The sequence below is a fragment of the Rhizobium sp. PRIMUS64 genome (assembly GCF_023006465.1).
In the GTDB taxonomy this organism is placed as follows: domain Bacteria; phylum Pseudomonadota; class Alphaproteobacteria; order Rhizobiales; family Rhizobiaceae; genus Rhizobium; species Rhizobium leguminosarum.
In genome coordinates this window covers 1-24,631 of the sequence record NZ_JALBGX010000071.1, presented here as the reverse complement: position 1 = coordinate 24,631, position 24,631 = coordinate 1, and the positions used below count along the sequence as shown (strand labels likewise).

The following is a 24,631-nucleotide window of genomic DNA, read 5'->3' as shown; positions in this document are numbered from 1 at the left end:
GGGAGATTGTTCCAAACGGTCGCAGCTGGGTTTTGTTCCCTTAATCGATGAAGACGCCGACACTTGCGGCGCGTCCGGCCGAGTCGATGACGGTCAGTTTCGAGTAGCCGCCGCCATCGGGCAGCCATTGCTGGATGCGCCGGCGGGAGAGATCGGGCAGCGGCTTGCCGTTGGCAAGCCAGCGGAAGGGGGCTCGGCCGCCCTGGAGCTTCAGCATTAGGGGTGACAGGTTGCCTTGACCAGCGCCGAGATCGACATGCGCGCCTTCGGGCGGATAGATGATCTCAGGCGCGGCCTCGCGGCCGGAGGAGAGCAGGCCGCTGGCATTGAGGGCGAAACGCCGCTGGCTGATCGGCAGCTCGGACTGGGCGATGCGCACGGCGCCTGCAGGCGGCCGGGGCAACGGCGTCGTCGCGATGCCTGACTTGGCGAACCCTTCGAACAGGATGGGCGCGGCAGTGCCATATCCGGTCAATCCCGGCACGGCGCTGTTGTCAGGTCGTCCGACCCAGACGCCGAGCACATAACGCCCATCATAGCCGACCGACCAGGCATCACGGTAGCCGTAGCTCGTGCCGGTCTTGTAAGCGATGCCGCGCTGCGGCGCGCCGGCGGGGGGAATGACGCCGGAGAGAATATCGGCGACGTTCCAGACTGCGACCGGCTCCAGCAGCGGTTCGCCGTCGAGCTTGCCCGGTGCGCCGGTGACGCCGTCGCCGAGCCTTGCCGGCTGGCCGCGATTGGCGAGTGCCGTATAGAGCTGCACCAGATCCTTCAGAGTGATGCCGACGCCGCCAAGACCGATCGCCAGTCCCGGTGTCTCATTCGGCGGCAGGACCGGGCGTACCTCGGCGCGGCGGAACCGTACCATCAGCCGCGACGGCCCGACGGCATCGAGCAGTTTGACGGCCGGCACGTTCAGCGAAAGCTGCAGCGCCTCGCGCACGGTGACGTCGCCCTGGTAGCTCATGTCGAAATTTCGCGGCCGGTAGCCGAAGAAATCGGCGGGCCGGTCTTCGATGATCGTCTCCTGGGACACTAGGCCCTGTTCAAAAGCCAGCCCATAAATGAAGGGCTTCAGCGTCGAGCCCGGCGAGCGGTTGACGCGCGTCATGTCGATCCAGCCAGAGCGGCTGGCATCGAAATAATCGGCCGAGCCGACCTCGCCGACAATCGCACCGGTTTGCGCGTCCGCCATCACCATGGCAAGCGAAAGCTTCGGCCCGAGCTTCATTGCCGCTGCCCGCGCAACCGCTTCCAGCCCCTGCTGCACCTGTTTCTTCAACGTCGTCTGATGCTTGAGGACATCAGGCTCCTTGCGCAGTGCGGCTTCGGCGACATGGGCGGCAAGTGCGGGCAATTGCATGCGCCGCGGTGGGACCGCGACACCCTCGGCACGCTCCGCTTCGCCGTCACCTACGGCCTCAATCACCGCCACGCGGTCAAGAACACGCTTGCGTGCAGCCTCGGCTGCCTTGAGATTGCGGTCCGGCCGGCGCCGTTCCGGCAATTGCGGCAGGGCGACGAGCAAAGCCGCTTCGGCGACCGTCAGGCGCCGCGGTTCCTTGCCGAAATAGGCAAGGCTTGCGGCGCGCACGCCTTCCAGATTGCCGCCATAGGGCGCATGTGTGAGATAGAGGTCGAGAATCTCTTCCTTCGACAGCCGCCGCTCGATCTGCACGGCGCGCACCAACTGCAGCAGTTTTGCCGAAAGCGAGCGTCCTTCGCGCGGCTCGATCAGCCGCGCCACCTGCATCGAAAGCGTCGAGGCGCCGGAGACGATGCGGCCATTGCTGATCAGTTGCACGGCAGCGCGCCCGAGCGCCCAGGGATCGACGCCGCCGTGGTCGTAGAAACGCTGGTCCTCATAGGCGATCAGCATGCGCAGGAATTGCGGATCGACGTCGGAGACCGCCGTCTTCAGCCGCCAGCGGCCTTCCGACGTCGCAAACGCACGCAACAATTGCCCATCGGCATCCAGCACCTCGGCGGAGACGGCATTCGCCCTGTCCAGCGGCGGCGGAAATGCCTTGTCGGCGGCATCGAGCGCAAAGAGAGCCGCACCGGCAAGAACGATGCCGGCTGCGGATCCGATCGCAAACTTGTGCCACCGCCTCATTGTTGCGCCGTCACGACCTCCATCTTGCCGGTTGCCGTGCGGGCCGAAAGCTCCGGCCGGTACATGTCCTCGACGTTTGCGGCCGGATGGTCGTAGGTGCCGGGGGTGACGGCACGCACGACATAGGCGACGTTGAATTCGCGCTCATCGCCTGCTGCGCGGTTGAAGGCGGCGACAAAGCGGTCGTAGCGGAATTCGGTATGGGCAGCGGAGATCTCGCCGATCCAATCGAAATTCGTCATCTGGGCGCTGTCGACGAGATTCGGATTGTCGATCTCGAAGCCGGCGGGCAGAAGGTCGGTGATGACGATGCGCGACGGCCAGTCGTTGGTTTCGCGCACATGGATGACGACGACGTAGCGTTCGTTCTGCTTCGCCTCGCTGACATTCGCTTCTTCGCCGTCGAGCGTGTAATAGGTCCGCTCGATGATGAAGCCGTCGCCGCCGGCCGGCAGCGGAACTGTGGGGGCGGCAACGGTGGTGACCACAGCCGAAACCGTGTCGTTTGTCTGGTTGGTCAGCGTCAGCGGATGGTCAGCCAGGGCATCGCCGGTCATGCGTGCCATGTAGGCACCGGTGTGTGCCGCCCCATTGACATCGACCTTCAGGCCGTCGTCACCGCCCTGGATGGCGCGCGCAGCAAGCAGCATCCAGGTTTCTTCCTGCGTGCTCTTATATTTGCTGCGCTCCCATTCCTTGCCGACCGCCTTGCCGAGTTCCGGGATGACAGGCGGGACCGGCCGGCTTTCGGCAGCGAGCGCCAGGATCGCCGCGCCGTCGCGCAGGATCGTTCCATAGTCGGTGCGCGACAGGTTCACGCGCGACACCATCGACTGCTCCGACATCTGCAGCGCGTCGAGGAAAATATTCTTCGAGCGCTGCGCATCGCCGTAGAGCGCCAATGCAGCGGCGATATGCGCCTTGGCGAGCGGCGTCGGGAAGTCGTTGATCATCGTGTCGGCATAGTAGCGCAGATCGCTGATCGCAGCCTTCTTGTTGCGGGCAAGGACGTAGATGGCATAGGCGATCTGGTCGCCCTGGCCCTTGATGTCGGTGGTGTAAGACAACGTGTTCTGCAGGTTTTCGAGCGCCTGCACGAAAGCCCTTTCCGGCACGTCGTATTTCATTTCGCGGGCTCGCGTCAGGAAATCGGTGACGTATGAATCGAGCCAGACATCGCCCGAATCCGGTCCCCAGAGGCCGAAGCTGCCGGCCGAGGCCTGATAGGAAAGCACGCGGTAGATCGCGTCCTGCACGCGCTTATGCACGTCGTCGTCGGTTTCCATACCCGCCTGCTTGGCCACTTCGGCGAGATAGAGCAGCGGCAGCGCCCGGCTGGTGGTCTGCTCGGCGCAGCCGAAGGGATAGCGGTCGAGCGTCATCAGCAGGGCGGGAATATCGAAGGCGGCCGAACGGGTGACGTTGACGCTGATCGAGGCGCCGGGCAGCACGCTGTCGGCCAGCAGGTTCTTGTCGACGGTGAGTTTTGCCCCAGGCTTCAGCGCCAGCACCCTGCGTTCGGTGATCGGCAAGGAGGCCGGGCGCACCGGCAAGTCGACTGTCTGGTCGAGCGAAAGGCCGGAAGCGTCGGAGAGGTTGATCGAGACGCTGCCGGCGCCCGGCTGTTTGCCGATGAGCGAAAGCGTCAGCTCGGATTTCGCGCCGGCCTCGAGGCGGATCGTCTGCGAGGCGGACGCTTTCTCGATGCCGACCGCATCATTGCCGGTCAGTTGCAGCTTGTAGTCGCCGGCCGGCGCATCGGTGTTGGCGATGTCGAGGCGCAGATTGGCCTTGTCGCCGGGGGAGAGGAACTTCGGCAGGCTTGCGGTCACCACGACGGGATCGCGGATGATGACATCCTTGACGCCGTGGCCGACGCCTGATTTCGACCAAGCCACCGCCATGACGCGCGCCGTGCCGTTGAATTGCGGAATGTCGAAGGAGACATTGGCCTTGCCTTCGGCGTCGAGCTTCACCGGCCCGGAGAAGAAGGCGACGAGCTTCTGCGTCGGCGGGCTTGCCTGCAGCGCAATGGCGCCGCCATCACCGCCGGTCCTGAGCTTGCCGGTCGCACCCAGCGAGCCGTCGATCAGGCGGCCATAGAGGTCGCGGATTTCAAGACCGAGCTGGCGCTGGCCGAAATACCAGTCCTCCGGGTTCGGCGGTTCGTAGCGCGTCAGGTTGAGAATGCCGACATCGACGGCAGCAACCGTCACATAGGCGTCCTCGTTGGCGCCGGCGCCAGCCACCTGCAGACCGATATTCAACGGTCCGCGCGGCAGCATCTTCTCGGGCGTGTCGAGCGTCACCTGCAGCGCGCGCTGTTCAGGATCGACTTTCAGCCATTTGATGCCGATCGAGCGCATCGGCATATGGCTGTCCTGCGCGTCGCCGGGGCGGAAGAGCGTTGCGGTCACATAAGCACCGGCACCCCAGTCTGATGTAACCGGGATATCGACCTCGCCGCCGGTCTCGCCGATCGTGGCGTTCTGTACGGCAACCAGCTTTTCGGTTCCGGCCGTCACCATCAGCTCGCCGCCATAGCGCGAGGTGACTTTCAGCTTGGCGGTGTCGCCGATCTTGTAGCTGTCCTTGTCGAGGGCGATCTCAAGCCCGTCGGGCGTTTCCGTCGAGGTCGATGTCACGAACCAGCCGGCGTCGAATTCGACGCTGGAGGTCGGGCCGTCGGCATCGGGGCTTTCCACTTCGAGGCGATAGCGGCCCCAGGTCACCGGAACGGAGATCTTGCCGCCGTCCATCGTCGCGTCGACGCTGCCGTTGGAGACCTGCTCGGCGGTGTAGACCGGCTCGTATTTCCAGGCGGTTCCCTCGCGATACCACTGATATTCGCGGTTGAGGCTATAGAATTTCCAGCGCAGGCCCTTCGTCTCCTGCTTCTGTCCGTCGGCCTTGACGCTGATCACCGTAAAGTTGGCGATCGAATTCTCCGGCAGATCGTCGGAAAATTCCGGCTTAACGCCGATCGAAGCGCCCTGGTTCTTCACCGGAATGGTCAAGGAGCGCTCGATGGCGCGGCCGCCCGCCTCCTGCATGCGCATATAGACAGTAGCGTTGAGCAACTGCGTCGTGGCCGGCAGGTCGCTGATGGTCAGGTCGGTCGAGGCTTCGCCGTTCTCGTCGAGTTCCGGCAGGCCGTCGATCGGCAGGCGCGAATCCTCGCTCGCCTCTTCGTCGGCGAGGCCGAAGAGGAAGCCCTTGTAGGCCGCACTCTCGCGCGTCGGCTTGACGACGACGTCGCCTTCGAGCGTCAGGCCGGCGGCCGGGGCGCCGTAGAGATATTTGCCCGAAACGGTGATCGTCGCCGGCGTGTCCGGACCGACTTCCTTGGCCTCGGTCTTGATCTCCATGTCGGTGCGATCGGGGACGAAATCGTCGACGAGGAAACTCTTGGTGGCGATCGCGCTGCCCTTGGGATCGGTATAGATGTTCATCGTCCAGGTGCCGCGCATGGCGTTTTCCTGGGTCGGGAAATCGATGGAGTAGCCGCCGAGATTGCTGGTCTGGCTGACGATCCGCCGGTCTTCGACACCGTCGGGGCGGCTGAAGATGAAAGTGAGCGGCAGGTTCTCGATGGCGTTGCCATCGGTGTCGCGGGCGAGCGCCTGCGCATGCACCGTCTCGCCGGCGCGGTAGATGCCGCGTTCGGTGAAGGTCAGCACGTCGATCGCGCCGGGTGCTGCGCGGCCCGTCACGCCACGGTCGGAGAGGTCGAAGCCGGCGCGCGTCATGTCGAGGAAGACGTAGTCCGACGTGCCGTTTTTGGCGGTAATGACGGCGGGCGTCAGCGCCGCCGTGCCGCGGATCAGGCCGGCAGTGAAGGTGGCGCGGCCGTTTTCGTCGGTGGTGGCAGTGCCGAGCACTTCATTGTTCTTGGCGAGCAGCTGCAGCTCTACGCCTGCGATCGGCTTGGCCGAGGCGAGCGAGCGGGCGAAGACGTTGAGCCCGTCCGTACCGGCATAGGTGGTGACGCCGATATCGGAGACCAGAAACCATTGCGTCGCCTGCGAATCCCACTCCTGCGCGGGGCCGTTTGCCGCCGTTGCGGTCATCACGTAGATGCCGGGCTTGCGCTCGGGCAGCGCCTCGTCGACCGGAAAACTGGTAACGATGTCCTTGTTGAGCTCGTTGGCGATGTCGATCGAGCCCTGCCAGACGAGTTCGCCGCTCTGGTCCTGGATGTTCTGGGCGCTGTAGCCGTCGAGCTGGGACAGGAACTGCGAGTTGGTCAGCAGCGGTGCGATGGCGCGATCGCCGATGCGGTAAAGCTTCAGGTTGGCCGAGGTCATATTGACCGAGACGATCGGGATGCCACGGCGCGCCGTCGATGGCAGCACGAAGCTGTCGCCGGTGAAGCGCACCATCTGGCTGCGGTCCTTGATATAGACGTCGATGCTGACGGCTGCTTCGAGCGCTTCGTCGACTGATGACGGCAGGCCGGTGCGGAAGCCGATCTTATAGGTCTGGCCATGGGTCAGTCCCTCGACGCAGATCTGCTTGTCCTTGGTTTCCAAGGCCTTCGGCGCTTCGCCGTTCAGCGTCACGAAGGGGGTGTAGTCGGTGGTCTTGACGAGTGCCTCGGAGAAGGTGACGCAGGCCCGCGGCGTGGCGCTGTCGGCATCGACCGTGTGTTCGGTGATGCGGAACCCTTGCGTCGATTTCAGCTGCAGATAGGCCGCCTGCACATCGTCGGAGGCAACCAGCGCCAGGCTCGCCTTGTAGGCGTCGAGCGCCGGGCGGTAATTGGCGTTTCGGTCCAGGGCGTCGGCGAGGACGGCGAGCGCCTCGGCGCGCTTAGGTTTGGTGCGCGTCAGCTCGTATCCGTTCAGCGCATCGAGCACGGCCTGGCCGCTCGTACCGCTCTCGGCGGTGCCGAGCGAAGCTGCGGCGCGGGCGGTTTCGAGCCAAAGATCGGCGTCGTCAGGTGTGATCGACAGCGCGCCATGGAAGGACTTCAACGCGTCGGCCAGATTGTTGGCAGTGAGGTCAATGCGGGCATTGGCCGTCAGGCTGTCGGCGCCCTGGCCCTGCTGGTCGTCGGCCAGGGTCAGATTATCCTTGAAGTCGTGGGCCTGCTGGATGAGATCGTTGGTCAGGAAGGTCAGCCGCGGCGCGGCACCAATATCCCGCTCCTGCTGGCCGGCCGTTTCGACAATCTTGCCTGCGATGGCGCCGGGGAAGGCGTTCATCGTTTTGAAATCGGATTTCAGGAAGCACCATTTCACCTTGGGATTGTAGGTGAAGGCCTTGCAGCTCTTGTCGCCGATGCAGGATGTCTTGCACTGATCGAGCGAGACATTCTGCTCGGTGCGAAGATCGAAGCCGAAGAAATCGGCGTCCTTGATCGTCTGGATGTCGCGCTTGGTGTCCGCCGCGGCGGCGGAAAAGCTGATGGCGATCGTGGAAAATGCGATTGTCGCGAAAGCGAAGAACGAGCGCACGGACATAGGTTCCCCCCGGAAATGCTGGCTCTGACCGGCGGCACTCTCCTCACTCCTCGCGAGATTGTCAACTCAAGTTGAGCGCTGTTTCATCTTCGCACAGGCGCTTTCGTCCAGCTGTCACATCGGCGTGAGTGACCGCCTTGTGATTTGCGGCTTTTGCAAGGATGAGCAAGGATTTGGGCGATCGCAGGAGGTAGCGCCATGTCCACGTCTTCCCACCGCAGGAGGCTTGCCGCTCTCCTTGCAGCCACCCTATTCTCGTTCGGCGTGTGTGCCGCGGGCGCGGCCGAGGATGCCGTCGTCATCCCGCCGCCGGCCATTGACGAGGTGGCCGGGTCAGGCACCGAGACCGCCATTTTCGCCGGAGGTTGTTTCTGGGGCGTCCAGGGCGTCTTCCAGCACGTGAAGGGCGTTGAGAGCGCCGTCTCCGGTTATGCCGGAGGCGACGCCAAAACGGCGCAGTACGAAACCGTCAGCACCGGCTCGACGGGTCACGCCGAATCCGTCCAGGTGAAGTTCGATCCGAAACAGGTTAGCTACGGCAAGTTGCTACAGATCTTCTTCTCTGTGGCGCACAACCCGACGCAGCTGAATTTCCAGGGTCCGGACCAGGGAACGCAATATCGTTCGGCGCTGTTCGTTTCCGATCCACAACAGCGCAAGATCGCCCTGAGCTATATTAGCCAGCTCGACAAGGCGCATGTCTTTCCGCAGCCGATCGTCACCAAGGTGTCTGACGCCGCCGGCTTCTATCCCGCCGAGGCCTATCATCAGGATTTCCTGACGCTCAATCCGACCTATCCTTATATCGCCTACAACGACCTGCCAAAAATCGAGAACTTGAAGTCGCTGTTTCCGGCCGACTACCGCAGCCAACCGGTGCTCGTGAAGGCCAAGGGCTGATTGACACGACCGCTTATAGCCCAGTGTTGGCCGGAGCGGCGGCCGCAGATCTTCAACTGCTCATTGGCGGCCCAGCGATTCAGAGTTAATCGCCGCCGTCCCGCGCAGCAATGGATGCCAATGGTGCGGTTGATCAAAGGGAAACTGCAGGGTTCAGCGCCGTTATGGCCGCTCTGGCGCCGACGGCATAAGGAACCATCGTCCCCGCCTTGCGACCAATAACGTGGTCATGATCGGCGGGCTGCCAAGTCGGCATCTGCAATTCCGTGAGGACATTGAGCGGGAAATCAGGTCGCATTCCAACGAACTCCCGGCTGTCGCGGTGCCTCGTCGGCGCTCCCAATCCCCCTGGAGACAGTCATCGTGAACCCGTATGATACAGTAACATACTCCACAACCCCGCCAACGTCTCCCTACATCAGAGAAGCAGACGTGTCTGTGTCGTGGCCTTGGGAGTGAAATATGGACGGAGGCGTGGCCGCTGCTACGCGGCAGTTTCCGGCACATGGACTTTGCGGAAGCAAAACCCGAGCTTTCCAGGTGGGAGGCCTCGATAGATCCGACGCGTGGCGAGCGCCGTAGCATGTACGAGGAGTTGGTCGCGGCACTGGCAAAAGAAATCGAAGACGCTCTCGACGACGGCGCATTTCACTCTTTTTCTCTTAGGTGGTAGCAATGGAGCAATCAGTTCATCCAGCGGCAATCGAGCACCTGCCGATTTTCATCACTTCGCCCGGACAGACGGACTACCTTTTCGTTGTCGTCGTTGTCTTTCTGCTGGTGGCCGTGCTCGCGGTTGGAAATCTGTACTTCCAATTGCACGCCCTTCCCGAACGCAGAGCCCACCGTACGAACAAGGTGCAGATGGAGATCGTGGCCGTCCTGGCGCTCATCTCACTGTTCACCCACAACCATCTTTTCTGGATTGCCGGGCTGCTTCTGGCCTTCATTCAGATTCCCGACTTCTCCACGCCGCTTTACTCAATCGCCCAGTCTCTCGGCAAACTCTCCGGCCGCCAGGCTGACACGACAGGCGATCCTGCTCTGATAGCGGAAGATACTGTGGAAGCAGAGCCAACACCGTCACCGTCCAAGACCAGCGTACACGGAGAGGATATCTGAATGTTTGAGTTGCTTCTCTGCTCCATGCTGACGATCCTCCCCGACTATCTGTTCCGGCGCTACGGTCAGGGAAAGCGGATCGGCCGCGACATCACGCTTTATACGGTGTGGTACGAACTCCGGTGGGGTATCACCGCCTGCCTTCTTCTGACCGTTTCGCTGATCACGATGATTTTCTACTTCCATCCATCAGCCCAGACCGCCACCGCGATATTTCGAACCGTCACGATCATGCCCGAGGCAACCGGACGTGTAGAGGAAGTTTTCATCGGGCTGAACCAGAAGGTCGAGGCCGGATCGCCACTGTTCAGGCTCGATAATTCCGAACAGCAGGCGGCGCTGGAGACGGCCCGTCGGCGCGTCGCAGAAGTCGAGGCCGGAATAAAGGTGACCCAGACCGAGCTTATAGGGGTCGATGGCCAGATCAAAGAGGCGCAGGGTGCCTACCAGACGGCAGTCGACGAATACGAGATGAAGGCGCAGCTCCTGACGAACAACGCTGTCGCCAGGCGCGAGGTCGAACGCCTGGCAACGACGATCGACGGCCGCAAGGGAGCGCTGGATGCAACGGTCGCGAAAAAGCTGACCCTGGAGACACAGATCGCCGTGCAGTTGCCAGCTCAAAGAGCAAGCGCCGAAGCGGCCCTGGCGCAGGCGCAGGTCGAACTCGACAAGACCATCGTAAGGGCCGGCGTCGCGGGTACTGTGCAACAGTTTACGCTGCGTCGCGGGGACGTCGTCAATGCAATGTTGCGTCCTGCCGGGATCCTTGTGCCAGAAGGCGCTGGACAAAGCACGCTAATCGCCGGCTTCGGCCAGATCGAAGCGCAGGTTATGAAAAAGGGGATGATCGCCGAAGCAACCTGCATCGGAAAGCCGTTTACGATCATTCCTATGGTCGTGACCGACGTGCAGGAGGTTATCGCGGCCGGACAATTGCGCGCGACGGATCAACTCATCGACGTTCAGCAGACGGCGCAGCCGGGAACCCTGACCGTCTTTCTGCAGCCACTTTATCCGGGAGGGCTCAATGGCGTGCCGCCTGGAAGCAGTTGCATCGCCAACGCCTATACCAACAATCACGACGCGCTCGCCGATCCGAACATTGGCACGGTTAGGTGGTTTGCCCTGCATATGGTCGACGCCGTTGGACTTGTACATGCGATGATTCTGCGAATTCAAGCGCTGCTCCTGCCGGTTCAGACGCTCGTTCTGTCGGGTCATTGAAAGCAGAACAATACGGGGATCGTTTCATCGACGACTACAAGAAGAGACTTGGTGTGGGTGACTCGTCGGGCGGACGGATCACCGTCGTCCGTTCGGTTGTCAATCCAAATTCGTCGGCGGCGTCCTTCGCAAAGCCAACAAGAAGGACGAACGAAAGGATGGCCGCAAGAAGGAAAACCGGAACGGGAAGTGCATGTGCGAACTGGCGCTGAGGGAGGCGGACGACATGCGCCGAAAGACCTGCTCGGCCGCCATGCAATTACGTGCGTTAGAACACCACAAGCGCGCATTCGTCGAAACAACAAGACCCTTCTCCGCAGGAGACTGGAGGTTCGAAATACGCCCAGCGGGCTTAAAACTACCAAAGAATTAGTATCCACCCCGGCAATGCGCTTCAGATTCTGGCCCCCAAAAGGGAGAAATAATTATATCGTCTTTGTCGCGCTCCCATCGAGCCGGCTGGCGTGAGATTGAGCACGATCCAGTTTTTGCTCAGTCAGTTTAAGAATTTATCAACGTTAACAATATCTTAAATCCAAAGAATCACGTTCCACCGCGGAACATATTGTGGAATTGCCCGTTACCACCGTGAGTTTCGCGTGGGATAGGCTGCCGGAGCGGATCCCTCTTTAGAAGTATGGGCGTAACCAAGGGGACGTATCATGGCCACCAATGTCGTGCGGCGCTGGCAACGAGATGATCTCATGAAACAGAGAGTATTGATCGTCGAAGATGAATTCCTGATCGCCCTGGACCTCGAGGCGACGGTGGAAGGCATGGGCATGCAGGTCGCGGGCCTTGCGAATGATTGCGAACAGGCGTTGCGGCTGGCGCCGCTTGCCGATATCGCCTTCGTCGACGTCAATCTCGCCGACGGCCCGACCGGGCCTGAGATCGGCCGACGGCTGGCGCAGGAGCATGGCATTGCCGTTGTCTTCATGACCGGCAATCCCGAAGTGGTCGCCGATGGCGTCAAGGGCGCGGTCGGCGTGGTTCAGAAGCCGGTCATGCCTTCGGTTGTCGAGCAGCTGGTGAAATATCTTGCCGCGCGCCGCGTCGGCATGTTCGCGGTCGTACCCTCACAGATGACGGTCTTTGCCTGATCGGCTGGCTTGATCGGAAAGGCTTGATCAGCCTGATATGGCTGCGAGCTGCGGCGGATGGCCGGCCTTTTCCGCCTCCGGCTTGCCATAGGCCTTGAGAAAGGTACGGACCGCGTTGCGCGCCGCCTTTTCCAGTTCTTCATCGGTGGGCGTCCCGCCGAGAAGGATCATCATCTGCAGGTCAGCATTGCCGAGTGCCACGAACTGCCGGGCGGCGACGTCGAAATCGTCAATGGCGAGCGCTCCCTTATGGGCAAGCCGCCCGAGAAGTGCGGAAAGTGCGGTGATCAGCTTGCCCGGCCCCTGCTGGCGCCAGCTTTCGAAGAGGTGCGGATATCGCTCGCCCTCTGTCTGCACCAGCTTGCGCAGAAATTTTCCGTCGTGGTTGCAGATGCAGTTCTTATTGAGGCGCACGGCGAAGGCCGTCAGCTCGTCCTCCAGATCGTCGGCGCGATCAGGAAAGGTCGAAAGCACGGAGAACAGCATGGCGTTGGCGCGGTTCATGACGTCTTCGACGACTGCGACGAACAGCGTTTCCTTCTCGCGATAGTGATTGTAGATCGTCTGGCGCGAGACACAGGCGACGGCGGCGATCTCGTCGATGCTGGCGCCGGCAAAACCCTGGCGGCAGAATACGTCGGCCGCGGCATCGAGGATCGACATGCGCTTGGCGCATTGTCCGCGCTGCGTATGCCCCGTCATTCGGGCTGCCGGTGTCATGCGATCTTTCATGATAGCGAAGATAAGACGTCTTGACGTTCTAGACAATGGCGTCTAATTTTACATCTATGTCCAAATTTGTTGACAGTCTTGGTTACGCCGCTGAAGATATGAGCTCCCAACTTCGTCTTCGCGCGAACGATCATCATTGAACCCTAGCGCATCGGCCCGAAAATCGGTCCCGATTTCCGGAAAGCACGATGCGTAAATTCAAAGAGTTAGAGTCCTTCGTGCATCCGAGAGGACGCACGGCGCTCTAAGAGCAATGTAGCGGAGCGACGATCCGGTACCTCCGCCGCGCCTTTATGAAAGATCACCATTATGACGGCTCCCTTCTTTCGCATTGCCCTCATTCTCGGCCTTCTGTCGGCCATCGGGCCCTTTGCCATCGACATGTATCTGCCTGCACTGCCGTCCATCGGCCAGGACCTGCATGCCGATAACAACGTCACCCAGCTAACCCTTCTTGCCTTCTTCATCTCCTTTGCGCTCGCCCAGCTCGTCTATGGGCCGCTGTCGGACATGTGGGGCCGCAAGCTGCCGCTCTATCTCGGCATCGGCCTCTTCGCTGTCGCCTCGATCGGCTGTGCGCTGGCGACCGATATCGAAACGCTGATCGCCTTCCGTTTCGTTCAGGGTATCGGCGGAGCCGCCGGCATGGTCATTCCGCGCGCCATCGTCCGCGACATGCACACCGGCGTGCAGGCCGCGCGCCTGATGTCGCTGCTGATGCTGGTCTTCTCGATCTCGCCGATCCTGGCGCCGCTGACGGGCAGCGCCGTCATCGAGTTCTACGGCTGGCGCGGCGTATTCTGGGCCGTGACGATCGCCGCCTTCATCGGCCTCGTCCTGCTTGCGACCCAGCTGGAGGAAACCCGTTCGGCGAACGAACGCAGCGGCAGCGGTCTGAGCAGCGCCATGGCGGCCTATCGCCTGCTGCTCACCGACCGCAATTTCCTGACGCTGACCTTCATCGGCGGCCTCGGCATTTCGAGCTTCCTCGTCTATCTCGCCAACTCGCCCTTCGTGTTGATCCAGCATTACGGGCTGACGCCGACGCAATACAGCTTCGCCTTCTCGATCAACGCCGTGTCCTTCTTCGCGGTATCGCAGGCCACGGGCTGGCTCGGCGAGCGTTTCGGCCTGGTGCGCGTGATGCGGATTGCGGTCAGCGCTTATGCGCTTGCGATGGTGGTGATGGCGGTGGTGATGGCCTCAGGCTTCAACCAGCTGCCTGTCCTGGCGACCTTCCTGTTCATCGGCTACGGCTTCCTCGGCCTCGTCATCCCGACGAGCGCGGTGCTTGCCCTTGAGGATCACGGCGAGATCGCCGGCACAGCCTCGTCGCTGATGGGCACGCTGCACTTCGTGATCGCCGCCGTCGCCATGGTCATATCGAGCGTCTTCTTCGACGGCACTGCCGTTCCGATGGCCGCCGGCATCGCGCTCTGCGCCTTCTCAGCCTTCGCGCTGACCCAGGCAACGATCGGCCGCCGCGCGGCCGTTGCCGCCGCTGAATGATCTAAAGACAGGCCGCACCCGGTGTCCGGGTGCGGCCATATGATCCGGTCGCGGCCCCCGGAGAAAATGCAACGCGCAATTGATTATCGGCTGGCCGCTCTATCTACGCCGTGACGAAGCATGGTCATACCGGAGGATACTTATGGTCGACGAGAAGCGGCTGATCTCGAAAATCACCTGGAAGCTGATGCCCTTTCTCGGCATCCTTTATCTCATCGCCTATATCGATCGGCAGAACGTCAGTTTCGCCAAGCTGCAGATGGTCGATGCCCTCGGAATGAGCGAATATGCCTACGGTCTCGGCGCTTCGCTCTTCTTCATCGGCTATTTTCTCTTCGAGGTGCCGAGCAACCTCTTCCTCGACAGGCTCGGCGCCCGTGTCTGGTTCGCCCGCATCCTGGTCTCCTGGGGCATCGTCACCATCGCGCTCGCCTTCACGCAGAACGCGACGATGTTCTATATCCTGCGTTTCCTGCTCGGTGTCTGCGAAGCCGGCTTCTTTCCCGGCGTCCTCTATCTGCTGACGCTGTGGTTCCCTTCAGTCTATCGCGGCAGGATGGTCGGGCTGTTCATGATCTTCAGCGCGATCGCCAATGCCGTCGGTGCGCCGCTCGGCGGCGTGCTGCTCGATCTCGACGGTCTTTACGGCTTTGCCGGCTGGGAGTGGGTGTTCCTGGCGACGGGTATTCCGGCTGTCATCGCCGGCATCGTCACCTTCTTCTATCTTCCCGGCCGGCCTGAAAACGCAAGCTTCCTCAGCGGCGAGGAGAAGCAGTGGCTGGAACGAAGGCTCGCCTCGGAAAATGCCGGCATGGGCGAGAATGCCGGAAGCGGCTTCAAGGCGCTCATCGACCCACGGGTGCTGCTAATGGCACTCTGCTATATCGCCTTTCCGCTTTCGGCCTATGGGCTGAGCTACTGGCTGCCGACCATCGTCAAGGCTTTCGGCGTCAGCAACACGGTGAACGGTTTTCTCAACATCATTCCCTGGGTGCTGGTTGCGATCGCGCTCTATGTCGTTCCCGCCATGGCCGACAAGGCGCAATCGAAGACGCCCTATATCGTCATTCCGGCTTTCATCGGCGCCGCCTGCCTGCTGCTCTCGGCGCTGATCCCGAACCACAGTTTGCAATTTGCTTTTCTCTGCGTCGCTGCTGCCGGGATCTTCGCTCCCCAGCCGGTGTTCTGGAGCCTGCCCTCCCGTTTCCTCAAGGGTGCGGGTGCCGCAGCCGGCCTTGCCGCCATCAATTCGGTCGGAAATCTCGGCGGTTTCGTCGCCCAGAACGTCGTGCCTTGGATCAAGGAAGCGAGCGGCAGCACGATCGCGCCGATGTTCTTCCTGGCGGCCTGCCTGGCGGCCGGAGCCCTGCTGGTCTTCTTCGTCACGCATCAGCTGTCGAGCAGGGAGCAGCCTGCTCCAAGCCGGGTCTGATGCAAGCGGTCAAACATATCGACGCGGCGGGCTTCAAGCCGTCAGCGTGAAAGCGTCGCTTTCGCCCGGAACGAGTTCCAGCGGCCAGATCCTGTTGCGGGCACCCTGCGGATAGTGATCGGCATAGGCCGGCATGGTGGCGAGCAGGGTTTCGCCGAGCTGCGCGCCGAGATCGCGCAGCGACATACGGAAGGACGTCAGCGTCGGCTGCAGGAAATGCGTGCGCGGCTCCTCGCGGAAACCGACGACGGCGAGGTCGCGGCCGGGCACGACGCCGGCCTCGGCAAGCCGTCGGTAAAGCCCGATCGCCATCAGTTCATGGATCAGGATGATCGCCGTCGGCCGCTGCTCGATCATTAGCAATTCGTGGCCGGCCTGATAGCCGCCCTGTTCGCTCGACTTGACCCGGATGACGAGGGCCGGGTCGAAGGGGATATCATGCCGTTGCAGGGCCTGGCGGTAGGCGTCGAGGAAGAGGTAGCCGAGATTGATGTCGGAGGAGGGTGCAGCTACGGCGATCCGCCGGTGGCCTTTGGCGACCAGCCGGTCGACGCCGCGCGACGCCACGCCCTCGAAATCGAGGTCCATCCAGGTGTAGCTGCCGCCCGACGCGCTGCGGCCGAGCGCCACGAAGGGGATGCGGGCCTTTTCCAGAAGCTCGATGCGCCGGTCGGTGCGTCGTGTCGCCGAGATGATCAGCGCGTCGACAAGGCGGCGCGCCACCATGCGCTTCAGATATTCGTGCGGGTCCTCGTCATCGGGGCAGGGCAGCATGACGAGGTCGAGCTTGTGACGGGAAAAGACGCTCTGCAGCCCGTCGGTGACGCCAAGGAAGAAGTCGTCGCTGTTTTCGACCGTCTCGCGGCTCACTTCGAGCATCAACCCGATGACATTGGTCATGCCCTGGCGAAGGCTGCGGCCCGACTGGTTGGCGACATAACCGAGCTCTTCGGCGGCTGCGAGCACGCGCCGGCGCGTTTCGTCGTTGACGTCGGGCTTGCCGTTCAGCGCACGGGACACCGTTCCGATCGAAATGTCGAGATGCTCGGCGAGCTGGCGAATTCCCTTCATCTCAGGCGATCTTCCTCCCGGGTCACGTGTCATGCCCCTTCTTGCCACAGGATGACGCCTGCGAAAAGCCGCGCGGAAGGGTCAGGGTTTGAAGCTCTGGCGGATGACGAGTTCCGGAATGACGCGTTCGTAACCCGGAGGCGCATCGGGCTTTTCAAGCCGCCGCTCCATCAGCTCGACGGCGCGCAGCGCCATGGTCAGCGGGTCCTGGCGGAAGGTGGTGAGCCTGTAGCTCAGCCAGGAGGATTCCGGCACGTCGTCGAAGCCGATGACGGCGACGTCCTCGGGGATGCGCAGCCGGGCTTCCAGGCGCACGACGTCCATCAGTCCGAAGGCGATCTGGTCGTTGGCGCAGAAGACGGCGTCGGGCTTTATTGTCTCCGAAAAGAGTGCGCGCGCTGCGGCAACACCGCCGTCATAGTCGGAGTCGCCGCCGCGTCCGACGACGACGGATGCACCGAGCGACTCGGCGGTCGACAGGAAGGCGCTTTCGCGCTCGATGATAGCAGGTGTTCCCGTGTTGGAGCCGATGACCGCCAGCCGCCGTCTGCCGCTTTCGTAAAAGGCCGTCGCCGCCTTGCGGGAGGCTTCGGAGTTGCCGGCACGCACATGGTCGGCGTCGGGTTCCGAACGGCCGATCACGACGAGCGGCTGGCCATTTCGCTGTGCGAGTTCGAAGAAACTCGCCGGCGGCGAGCCGGACAGGATGATGATCGCCTCGGCGCGGTGGCCGATCAGCATCTTCTGGGCGGCGAGCAGCTCTTCTTCCGTCTGGCCGGTGTTGATGAGGATCGGGATGCTGCCGCGTTTGATCAGGGCTTTGGCTAGTGCTGCCGCCAGATGCGCGCGAAAACCCACTTCCGGCCGTGTCGCGACGATGCCGACAAGGCGGCTCTGGTTGGCAAGCACGCCGCGCGCCAGGTCGTTGACGTGGTAGCCGAGCTCCCGCGCCGCTCGCAGCACTTTTTCGCGCGTCGTCGGAGCGACGCTGGCACCCGGCGTGAATGTGCGCGAGACCGCGGAGCGCGAAACGCCCGCCAATTGCGCGACCTGCTCGGCGCTGACGAAGCGCATGCGTTCTTTCTTCGGCGCCTTGGCGCCGTTCACTGGACCATCATTCATTGGCTTTCAGCTATTGATCGTCTCTGACAGCCGGATGACAAGCGATCGCATGGCAACGAGATTTTTTCGATAAGGGGGATAACCGCGGGCAATAGCGATTGCCGAGGCCGCTGGACGCAACCTCGGCTGAGGGGGAAGGAATATGAGCGGCGACGAATGATCGGTCACGCCGCTCGGGAAGTTCGGCCTCCCGGTGACGGGTTTATGAACCCGTTATTCGCAGACGCGTACAGTTTCGGCGTGATAGCCGCCGTCATAGCGGTTGCGGACATCGCGGTCCTCATACCAGCATCTCGGCGCGGGTTCGACATAGCGAGGGCCATCGACATAACGAGGCTCCTCGACGTAGCGAGGGCCGCCGCCATTGGCGATTGCGCCGCCAATGAGCCCGCCGACAACCCCTGCGGCAACGCCGCCGGCGATGATTCGACCGGTGTTATCGTGATGACGGTGGTCACGCGCGGCAGCAGGCTGAATGGCCGATCCAACAAGGGCCGTGGCGATCAACAGGCTGCTAATAACTCTCTTCATAATATTCTCCTCAGTGGCACTTGCCCCGGATAAGGGGCAAATGCGGCAGCAAGTCGTTTGTTCGTTCAAACTTTGCGACAGGCGTTAACGCATGTCATCCGGGATTAGAGCGCCGTGCGTCCTCCGGGACGCACAAAGGACGTTCTAACACTTTGAATCTACTCATCGTGCTTTTCGAAAATCGAGTCCGATTTTCGGGCCGATGCGCTAGGTCGCCGATTGCGTCGCCGTCGTCTCTTCCAGCACATCTTCGGGAATATCGTCGAAGGAGGCGTAATTGAGGTTATAGAGCTTGGAATAGAGCTTGCCGTTCTTCATCAGTTGACGGTGGTCGCCGCTTTCGATGATTTCGCCGTTCTGCAGCACGATGATGCGGTCCGCCTCGCGGATTGTCGCAAGCCGGTGGGCGATGACGAGGCCGGTGCGGTTTTCGAGCAGCTTTACCAGCGCTTTCTGGATCAGCATCTCGGTATAGCTGTCGATATTGGCGGTCGCTTCGTCGAGCACGAGGATCTTCGCGTCGGCCACCAATGCACGGGCAAAGCTCAAAAGCTGGCGCTGGCCGAGCGAAAGGTTGCCGCCGCGCTCGCCCAGAACGCTATCGTAACCCTCCGGCAGACGCATGATGAAGTCGTGCGCGCCGACGGCTTTGGCCGCCTCGATCACCTGTTCGCGCGTCGCCTCCAGCTTGTGGTAGCGGATGTTCTCGAAAACGGTGCCGGTGAAGAGGAAGGGTTCCTGCAGCACCATAGCGATCTGCGCCCCGAGCGAATCCTGCGTCAGCGCGCGCACATCGTGGCCGCCGACCAGCACCTGGCCTCGCTGTACATCGTAAAAGCGATGGATCAGCGACATGCAGCTCGATTTGCCGGATCCCGTCGGCCCGACCAGCGCCACCGTCTCGCCGGGATTGACCTTGAAGCTGACATGCTTCAGCACCGGATGCTTCGGATTATAGCCGAAGACGACGTCCTTGAATTCCACCGAGCCGTCCATGTCGCGCGATAGCGCCGTGGCACCAGGCGCATCCTTGATGTCGACAGGCACGTCGAGCACTTCGGTCAGCCGCTGGCCGGAAGCCATGGCACGCTGCATCACCGAATATTGCAGGGTCAGCGAACGGATCGGGTCGAAGAAGCGCTGAATATAGAACAGGAAGGCGACGAGCACGCCGACATCGAGCGCCTGATTGAGAACGCGGGCACCGCCGACGACGATGACGAGCGACATCGCCACGCCGGTCAGGCTGTCGACGATCGGCACCATCACCTGTGCATAGCGCGCCGCCGTCAGATGCGTCAGCAGGTTGGCACGCGCCTTGTCGTCGTAGAGCGTGAAGTTGACGCCCTGCCTATCCATGCTCTGGACGGCACGCACACCGTGGATCGCTTCGGCGAGTGCGCCGGCGGCAATCGAATTGGTCTCGTGCGCTGCCATGAAGGATTTGCGCGCGAGCGGCAGCCAGAACAGCCGGACGATGAAGAGCACCGGCAGCACCGAGAGCGTCAGCAGCCCCAGCTTGAAATCGAGATAGAGCATCACGAAAATGATGCCGAAGAGCAGCACGATGTCGCCGACGGACAGTACCGAGGTTTCGAGAAATTCCTGCATCGAGTTGACGTCGCCCTGCAGGCGCGACATCAGCCGGCCGACCTCCGTCTTGTCCATGAAGGAGAGCGAAACGCGCTGGAGGTGCGAAAACATCGCCTTGCGGATATCGAAGAGCACATCTTCCGCCACGCCGCCGACCAGCGTTTCCTGCGCGTAGCTTGCCGCATAGTTGATGACGATGGCAACAGTGAAGGCGGCGATCGACCAGGCCAGTGCCGAATGGTTGCCGCCCGGCGACATGCCGTGGTCGATGGCATAGCGGATGATCAGCGGGATGGTGAGCTGCATCATCGTGAAGGTCAGAACGGCGACGACGGACCAGAGGACCTGACGGCGATAGGGGTGGACGAAAACCCAGATGCGCTTGACGATGTTGCCGTCGAAGGCCTTGCCGAACATCTCCTCCTCGACGCGATGCGAACCGACCACCGCCCGTGGCGGGCGGCGTCCATCCTCGCGAACGTCGGGGCGCTCGGTTTCCAGTTCCTCGGCCATGTCATTTCTCCCGCGGCCATCACTTCCGGTGGCCTGCATAGTCACTACTCGTTCCTCTCCACTTGGGAGCAGAGGGGAACATACCCGTTGCTAGGCGCTCAGCGCCTCGTCGCCCGGCCGCACCTGAAGGTCGTAGAGCGCCTTGTAGCGCCCGCCGAGCGAAAGCAGCGCCGCATGCGTGCCGCGCTCGACGATCCGGCCGTCTTCGACGAACAGGATCTGGTCGGCATGCATCAGCGAGCTCAGGCGGTGGGCAACGATGATCGTTACGCGGTCAGCGGCATAGCGGCGCATGGCGCTGCGGATGCGCTGCTCGGTGGCGGCATCGATCGCCGCCGTCGAATCGTCGAATACCATCACTGCCGGTTTCAGCATCAGCGCGCGGGCGATCGAAAGACGCTGCCGCTGGCCGCCGGAAAGCGAAACGCCGCGCTCGCCGACGACAGTGCCATAACCTGTGGGAAGGCCGAGCACGTAATTGTGCAACTGGGCGCTTTCGCTGGCGCGCTCGATGCGGCCTTCCTTCGCCCACGGGTCGCCATAGGCGATGTTGTTTTCGATCGTCGTGGTGAACAGGAAGGAATCCTGCTGGACGACGGCCACGGCCCGGCGCAGCGATTGCAGCGTCGCCTTGCGGATGTCCTGGCCGTCGATCGTGATCTTGCCGCCGCTGACATCGTAGAAGCGTGGGATCAGATGCGCGATCGTCGACTTGCCGCTGCCGGGGGGCCCGACGATGCCGATCGTCTGGCCGCGCCGGGCTTCGAAGGAGACATCCTGGAGCACGGTGCGCTTTTCCGAACCCGGATAGGCGAAGCTGACGTTTTCGAAGCGCAGCACGCCGTCCGTGAGGTTCAGCTCCTTCGCATCCGGCGCATCCTTGATCGCGATGTCGAGGTCGAGAAGGGCAAAGAGGCGTGAGCCGCAGGTGGAGGCGCGGGCAAAGGCGTTGACCATCAGACCGAGCTGGCGCACCGGCATCTGCAGGATGGTCATGAAGGTCAGGAACGAGGCCAACGTACCGACGGTGATCTCGCCCGACATCACCTTGCCGCCGCCGACCCAGAGCACCAGGCCCATCGCCGCGAAGAAGGAGAAGGTCATGGCGCTGGTATTGGTGACGCGGATGCCGACGCGCTGATGCGCGAGCGCCAGCGCGTTTTTCGACGCTGCTTCAAATTTCGAAATCTCGTGTTCGTGGGCGGCAAATGCGCGCACGACGCGGATACCGCCGAGATTTTCCTCCATGATGCGCGTCAGCACCGATAGCCGCTCCTGCAGGTCGAGCCAGGTGGCGCGTAGCCTGAGCTGCGTCACCGAGGAGCGCCAGCCGACGAAGGGAACGAAACTCAGCGCCAGGAGGCCGAGCACGACATCGGTCGACAGCAGCATATAGGCGCCGATGCCGATCAGGATCGACAGCAGGATCATCCGGACGAGCGCAGTGGAAAAATACATGCGCACGCCTTCGAGATCGAGCAGGCCGACAGTGATCAGGTCGCCGGAATGCACGGTGTCATGAAAGCTGAAGGAGAGCCGCTGGATCTTCTCGTAGCAGGCCAGCCGCAACTCGTAGCCGATGTGATGGCCGACGGCTTCGCTGTAATAATTCTGGACCATGGTGAAAAGGCCGCGCAGCACGCTGGCGCCGAGTAGCAGCAACGCCGTGGTCAGAAGCGCGTCCTGTGCCGCCTGGCCTGCCGCACCGCCGCTCATCGCCATCTGGGTGTGGTCGACTGCCTGGCCGAGAAGGCGCGGGATCATCAGCTGGAAGGTGGAAGCGACAAGCGTGGCGCCAATCGCAAAGCCGGATTGCCAGGGGTGGCGGAAGGCCATCATGGTGATGCGCACCAATGTGAAGAGGCCTCGGCCCCAGCCTGCCGCAGTTGCAAGCGCCATCGAAGCCGAAGGCTTCGTCGCGCGTATTAACGCATCGCTGCTCACGGTAATTTTTCCAATAGATGTGTGGTCGGACGCTGGCCCGAAAAGACGGCAAATCCATGAAGGGATTGATAGCACCTTCACTTTTGCCGATTCCATTTGGGGGTTCAAGTAAAGAATTCACCAGTTGGTTATTTTTACGTGAGGTCTCCTCGCATCCGGGCGGGAACAATCTGTGGGCGAACGGGTTGCAGCAGGCGAATGCTCACAGCCAACCGCTACGGAGAGATCCATGCCGCTGAAAGCTCTCGCCCTCAACGCCACTCTGAAGACCAGCGAATCCAAGGACGCCTCCTCGACCGACCGGATGATCGACCTTATCGACAAGGCGATGTCGGCACATGGCGTTGAGACCGGCGTGCTTCGCCTTGCCGATTTCAACGTCAAGCCGGGCGTCACCTCCGACGAAGGCGCCGGCGATGACTGGCCGGATATCCGCGCCAAGGTGCTGGGCGCCGATATCCTGGTGATGGCAACGCCGATCTGGCTCGGCCAGCCATCCAGTGTCTGCAAGCGGGCGCTCGAGCGCATGGACGCCTTTCTCGAGGAGACTGACGATCAGGGCCGCATGGTTTCCTATGGCAGGGTCGCGGCCGTTGCTGTCGTCGGCAACGAGGACGGGGCCCATCATGTGTCGGCTGAGCTCTTCCAGGCGCTGAACGACGTCGGCTTCACCATTCCGGCGAATGCAGTCGCCTATTGGGTCGGCGAGGCAATGGGTTCCACCAATTTCGTCGATCTCGACCAGGTGCCGAAGGTGGTGACGAAAGCCGTCGACATGCTGGCGCGTAACACCGCGCATCTGGCTGGCCTGCTGAAGGCGAAGCAATATCCGGGCGAGGGTAGCTGAGGTCGAGGCAGCACCGCCGAACTGATGTTTCCAACATCAATCCCGTAGTCTTGGGTGCAAATTTCGTCTGGGATTTCTGCGCGAAATCTCAAAAGCCTGTTTTGTTTCAACGGCTTGAAGAGATATGGCAACAAAGCTCTTGCCACCTGCGCCATTTAGCGCTTTCATACACTACTAGTTTGATAGACTATGGGCGGGCGTGATTGCTCCCCTAGTTCCCTTGCGGGGCCGCTGGTTCGGACCCCGATGCCGCGGCAGATGTTGTGAATGGCCGCATGAACCTCGTCAACGCGTGAACCGGTGTTTTATGCGTTGAAACCTCGATCGACCCACGGTGCGGATAAAGCCGCAAAGGAGTTGCGATGACGGTTCAGGGACTTTTTTCCGCGAGAGCCAATGCGGCGGCGCAGATATCCGCCGTACCGCGCATTGCGATCGTCGGGCGCGGCTTTTCCGGCATGATGACGGCCATCGCGCTGATGAAGACGGTACGCGCGCCCTTTCACCTGCAGCTCTTCGATCCGAATTCGTCCGTCAGCGGTGGGCAGGCGCTGGCGTCAGCCCGCTCCTCGACGATCCTCAACACCCGTGTGCGCGATCTCTCGGTTTCGGTCGGCGACAATGACGATTTCAACGACTGGCTCTGCAGCAACGCCGCCTTCCGCGCCGCTGTACCGGCCGCCATCCCCGGATTCCGGCAGATCTTCGTGCCGAAGGAAATCTTCAGCGATTATGTCTACCAACGCTTTTCGGAAGCGCTCGCCGCGCGCAGGGACATCACCGTCCAGGTCTGCAACGATCCGGTCGTGGCGATCCGCAGGAGCCACGGCAACCGCTTCCTGCTCGAAAGCGCCAATCCCGCCAATCCGCTGTTTGATACCGTGATCCTCGCCACCGGTTACGGCCTGTCTGCGCCGGATGCCGGTGAGCAGGACGCTTCGCCGGTCAGGGCCCAGCGCCTCGTCGCGCGGCCGCATGCGGTGCTGCTCGGCAGCGGCATCCGCGTCGTTGACCAGCTGCTGCAGCTGCGCGATTCCGGTTACACCGGCCAGGTGACGATCATTTCCCGGCGCGGCTTTCTGCCCCAGAGCCATACGCCGAATTCCGCCGACCCGGTCTTCCCGGCCGAAGCGCTGCCGCAGAGCCTGCCGGAGATCGTGCACTTCATCCGTCAAGCTTGTCGCGAGGCGGAGGAAGCGGGGCGAAGCTGGCAATCGGTGATGAACGGCCTGAGGAAACATGCCCGCTCGCTTTGGCGTTCACTGCCGGCTCGCGACAAGCATCAGTTCAACCGCCACCTCAGGGCAATCTACGACAGCCATCGCAACCGCCTGCCGGAGGCCATGCACCTGCGGCTGAAACGCGAGCTCGCCGAAGGCCGCACGGTACTGCGCCGCGGCC

The 24,631-nt window shown here is 62.2% G+C and carries 16 protein-coding genes; 8 read left to right on the top strand and 8 right to left on the bottom strand.

The window, feature by feature from the left end:
- Positions 1-40: 40 nt before the first annotated feature.
- Together pbpC and MOV76_RS24375 are read right to left on the bottom strand one after the other, a co-directional pair.
- Positions 41-2,119, bottom strand: coding sequence for a penicillin-binding protein 1C (pbpC, locus tag MOV76_RS24380; protein ID WP_247265468.1), 2,079 nt, complete (start codon positions 2,117-2,119; stop codon positions 41-43).
- On the bottom strand, positions 2,116-7,584 hold the full coding sequence (locus MOV76_RS24375) for an alpha-2-macroglobulin family protein (RefSeq protein WP_247265467.1): 5,469 nt from the start codon (positions 7,582-7,584) through the stop codon (positions 2,116-2,118). Before MOV76_RS24375 ends, pbpC begins: the two co-directional genes overlap by 4 nt.
- A 198-nt stretch (positions 7,585-7,782) precedes the next feature.
- On the opposite strand from MOV76_RS24375, the gene msrA reads away from it, so the two are divergent.
- The 4 genes from msrA to MOV76_RS24355 all read left to right on the top strand — a co-directional run bounded on the left by msrA (position 7,783) and on the right by MOV76_RS24355 (position 11,936).
- Positions 7,783-8,484: a peptide-methionine (S)-S-oxide reductase MsrA gene (gene msrA, locus MOV76_RS24370; RefSeq protein WP_018448757.1), complete on the top strand. Its 702-nt coding sequence runs from the start codon at positions 7,783-7,785 to the stop codon at positions 8,482-8,484.
- Between the two features lie 675 nt (positions 8,485-9,159).
- Positions 9,160-9,606, top strand: coding sequence for a hypothetical protein (locus MOV76_RS24365; protein WP_028732717.1), 447 nt, complete (start codon positions 9,160-9,162; stop codon positions 9,604-9,606).
- A complete protein-coding gene (locus tag MOV76_RS24360) occupies positions 9,607-10,833 on the top strand; it encodes an HlyD family secretion protein (protein ID WP_028732716.1) in 1,227 nt (408 codons plus the stop codon). It begins immediately after the preceding gene.
- A gap of 662 nt (positions 10,834-11,495) precedes the next feature.
- Positions 11,496-11,936: a response regulator gene (locus MOV76_RS24355; RefSeq protein ID WP_026231041.1), complete on the top strand. Its 441-nt coding sequence runs from the start codon at positions 11,496-11,498 to the stop codon at positions 11,934-11,936.
- Between the two features lie 27 nt (positions 11,937-11,963).
- Here the strand turns inward: MOV76_RS24355 and MOV76_RS24350 are convergent, their stop codons facing one another.
- Positions 11,964-12,704, bottom strand: coding sequence for a TetR/AcrR family transcriptional regulator (locus tag MOV76_RS24350; protein ID WP_026231042.1), 741 nt, complete (start codon positions 12,702-12,704; stop codon positions 11,964-11,966).
- 273 nt (positions 12,705-12,977) lie between these two features.
- Here MOV76_RS24350 and MOV76_RS24345 point away from each other — a divergent pair, with 273 nt between their 5' ends.
- Together MOV76_RS24345 and MOV76_RS24340 are read left to right on the top strand one after the other, a co-directional pair.
- Positions 12,978-14,177 (top strand): multidrug effflux MFS transporter, encoded by a 1,200-nt coding sequence (locus MOV76_RS24345; RefSeq protein WP_018448764.1) that lies wholly within the window; start codon positions 12,978-12,980, stop codon positions 14,175-14,177.
- A gap of 142 nt (positions 14,178-14,319) precedes the next feature.
- The gene (locus tag MOV76_RS24340) at positions 14,320-15,609 is read left to right on the top strand and encodes an MFS transporter (RefSeq protein WP_247265466.1); all 1,290 of its coding nucleotides are present in this window, start codon (positions 14,320-14,322) and stop codon (positions 15,607-15,609) included.
- A gap of 33 nt (positions 15,610-15,642) precedes the next feature.
- Here MOV76_RS24340 and MOV76_RS24335 read toward each other — a convergent pair whose 3' ends face one another.
- From MOV76_RS24335 to MOV76_RS24315, 5 genes are all read right to left on the bottom strand, one after another.
- The gene (locus tag MOV76_RS24335) at positions 15,643-16,680 is read right to left on the bottom strand and encodes a LacI family DNA-binding transcriptional regulator (RefSeq protein ID WP_018448766.1); all 1,038 of its coding nucleotides are present in this window, start codon (positions 16,678-16,680) and stop codon (positions 15,643-15,645) included.
- An 81-nt stretch (positions 16,681-16,761) separates the two neighbouring features.
- Positions 16,762-17,802, bottom strand: coding sequence for a LacI family DNA-binding transcriptional regulator (locus tag MOV76_RS24330; RefSeq protein ID WP_247265465.1), 1,041 nt, complete (start codon positions 17,800-17,802; stop codon positions 16,762-16,764).
- A gap of 213 nt (positions 17,803-18,015) precedes the next feature.
- Complete coding sequence (locus MOV76_RS24325) at positions 18,016-18,333, bottom strand: hypothetical protein (RefSeq protein WP_018448768.1); 318 nt, start codon at positions 18,331-18,333, stop codon at positions 18,016-18,018.
- A gap of 207 nt (positions 18,334-18,540) precedes the next feature.
- Complete coding sequence (locus MOV76_RS24320; RefSeq protein ID WP_247265464.1) at positions 18,541-20,439, bottom strand: ABC transporter ATP-binding protein; 1,899 nt, start codon at positions 20,437-20,439, stop codon at positions 18,541-18,543.
- 90 nt (positions 20,440-20,529) lie between these two features.
- Positions 20,530-22,491 (bottom strand): ABC transporter ATP-binding protein, encoded by a 1,962-nt coding sequence (locus MOV76_RS24315; protein WP_247265463.1) that lies wholly within the window; start codon positions 22,489-22,491, stop codon positions 20,530-20,532.
- Between the two features lie 121 nt (positions 22,492-22,612).
- On the opposite strand from MOV76_RS24315, the gene MOV76_RS24310 reads away from it, so the two are divergent.
- Entirely contained in the window at positions 22,613-23,230 is a 618-nt protein-coding gene (locus tag MOV76_RS24310; RefSeq protein WP_168299798.1) for a flavodoxin family protein, read from the top strand.
- Positions 23,231-23,592: 362 nt separating this feature from the next.
- Positions 23,593-24,631: FAD/NAD(P)-binding protein (locus MOV76_RS24305; RefSeq protein ID WP_247265462.1), on the top strand; the 1,039-nt coding region annotated here is incomplete at its 3' end.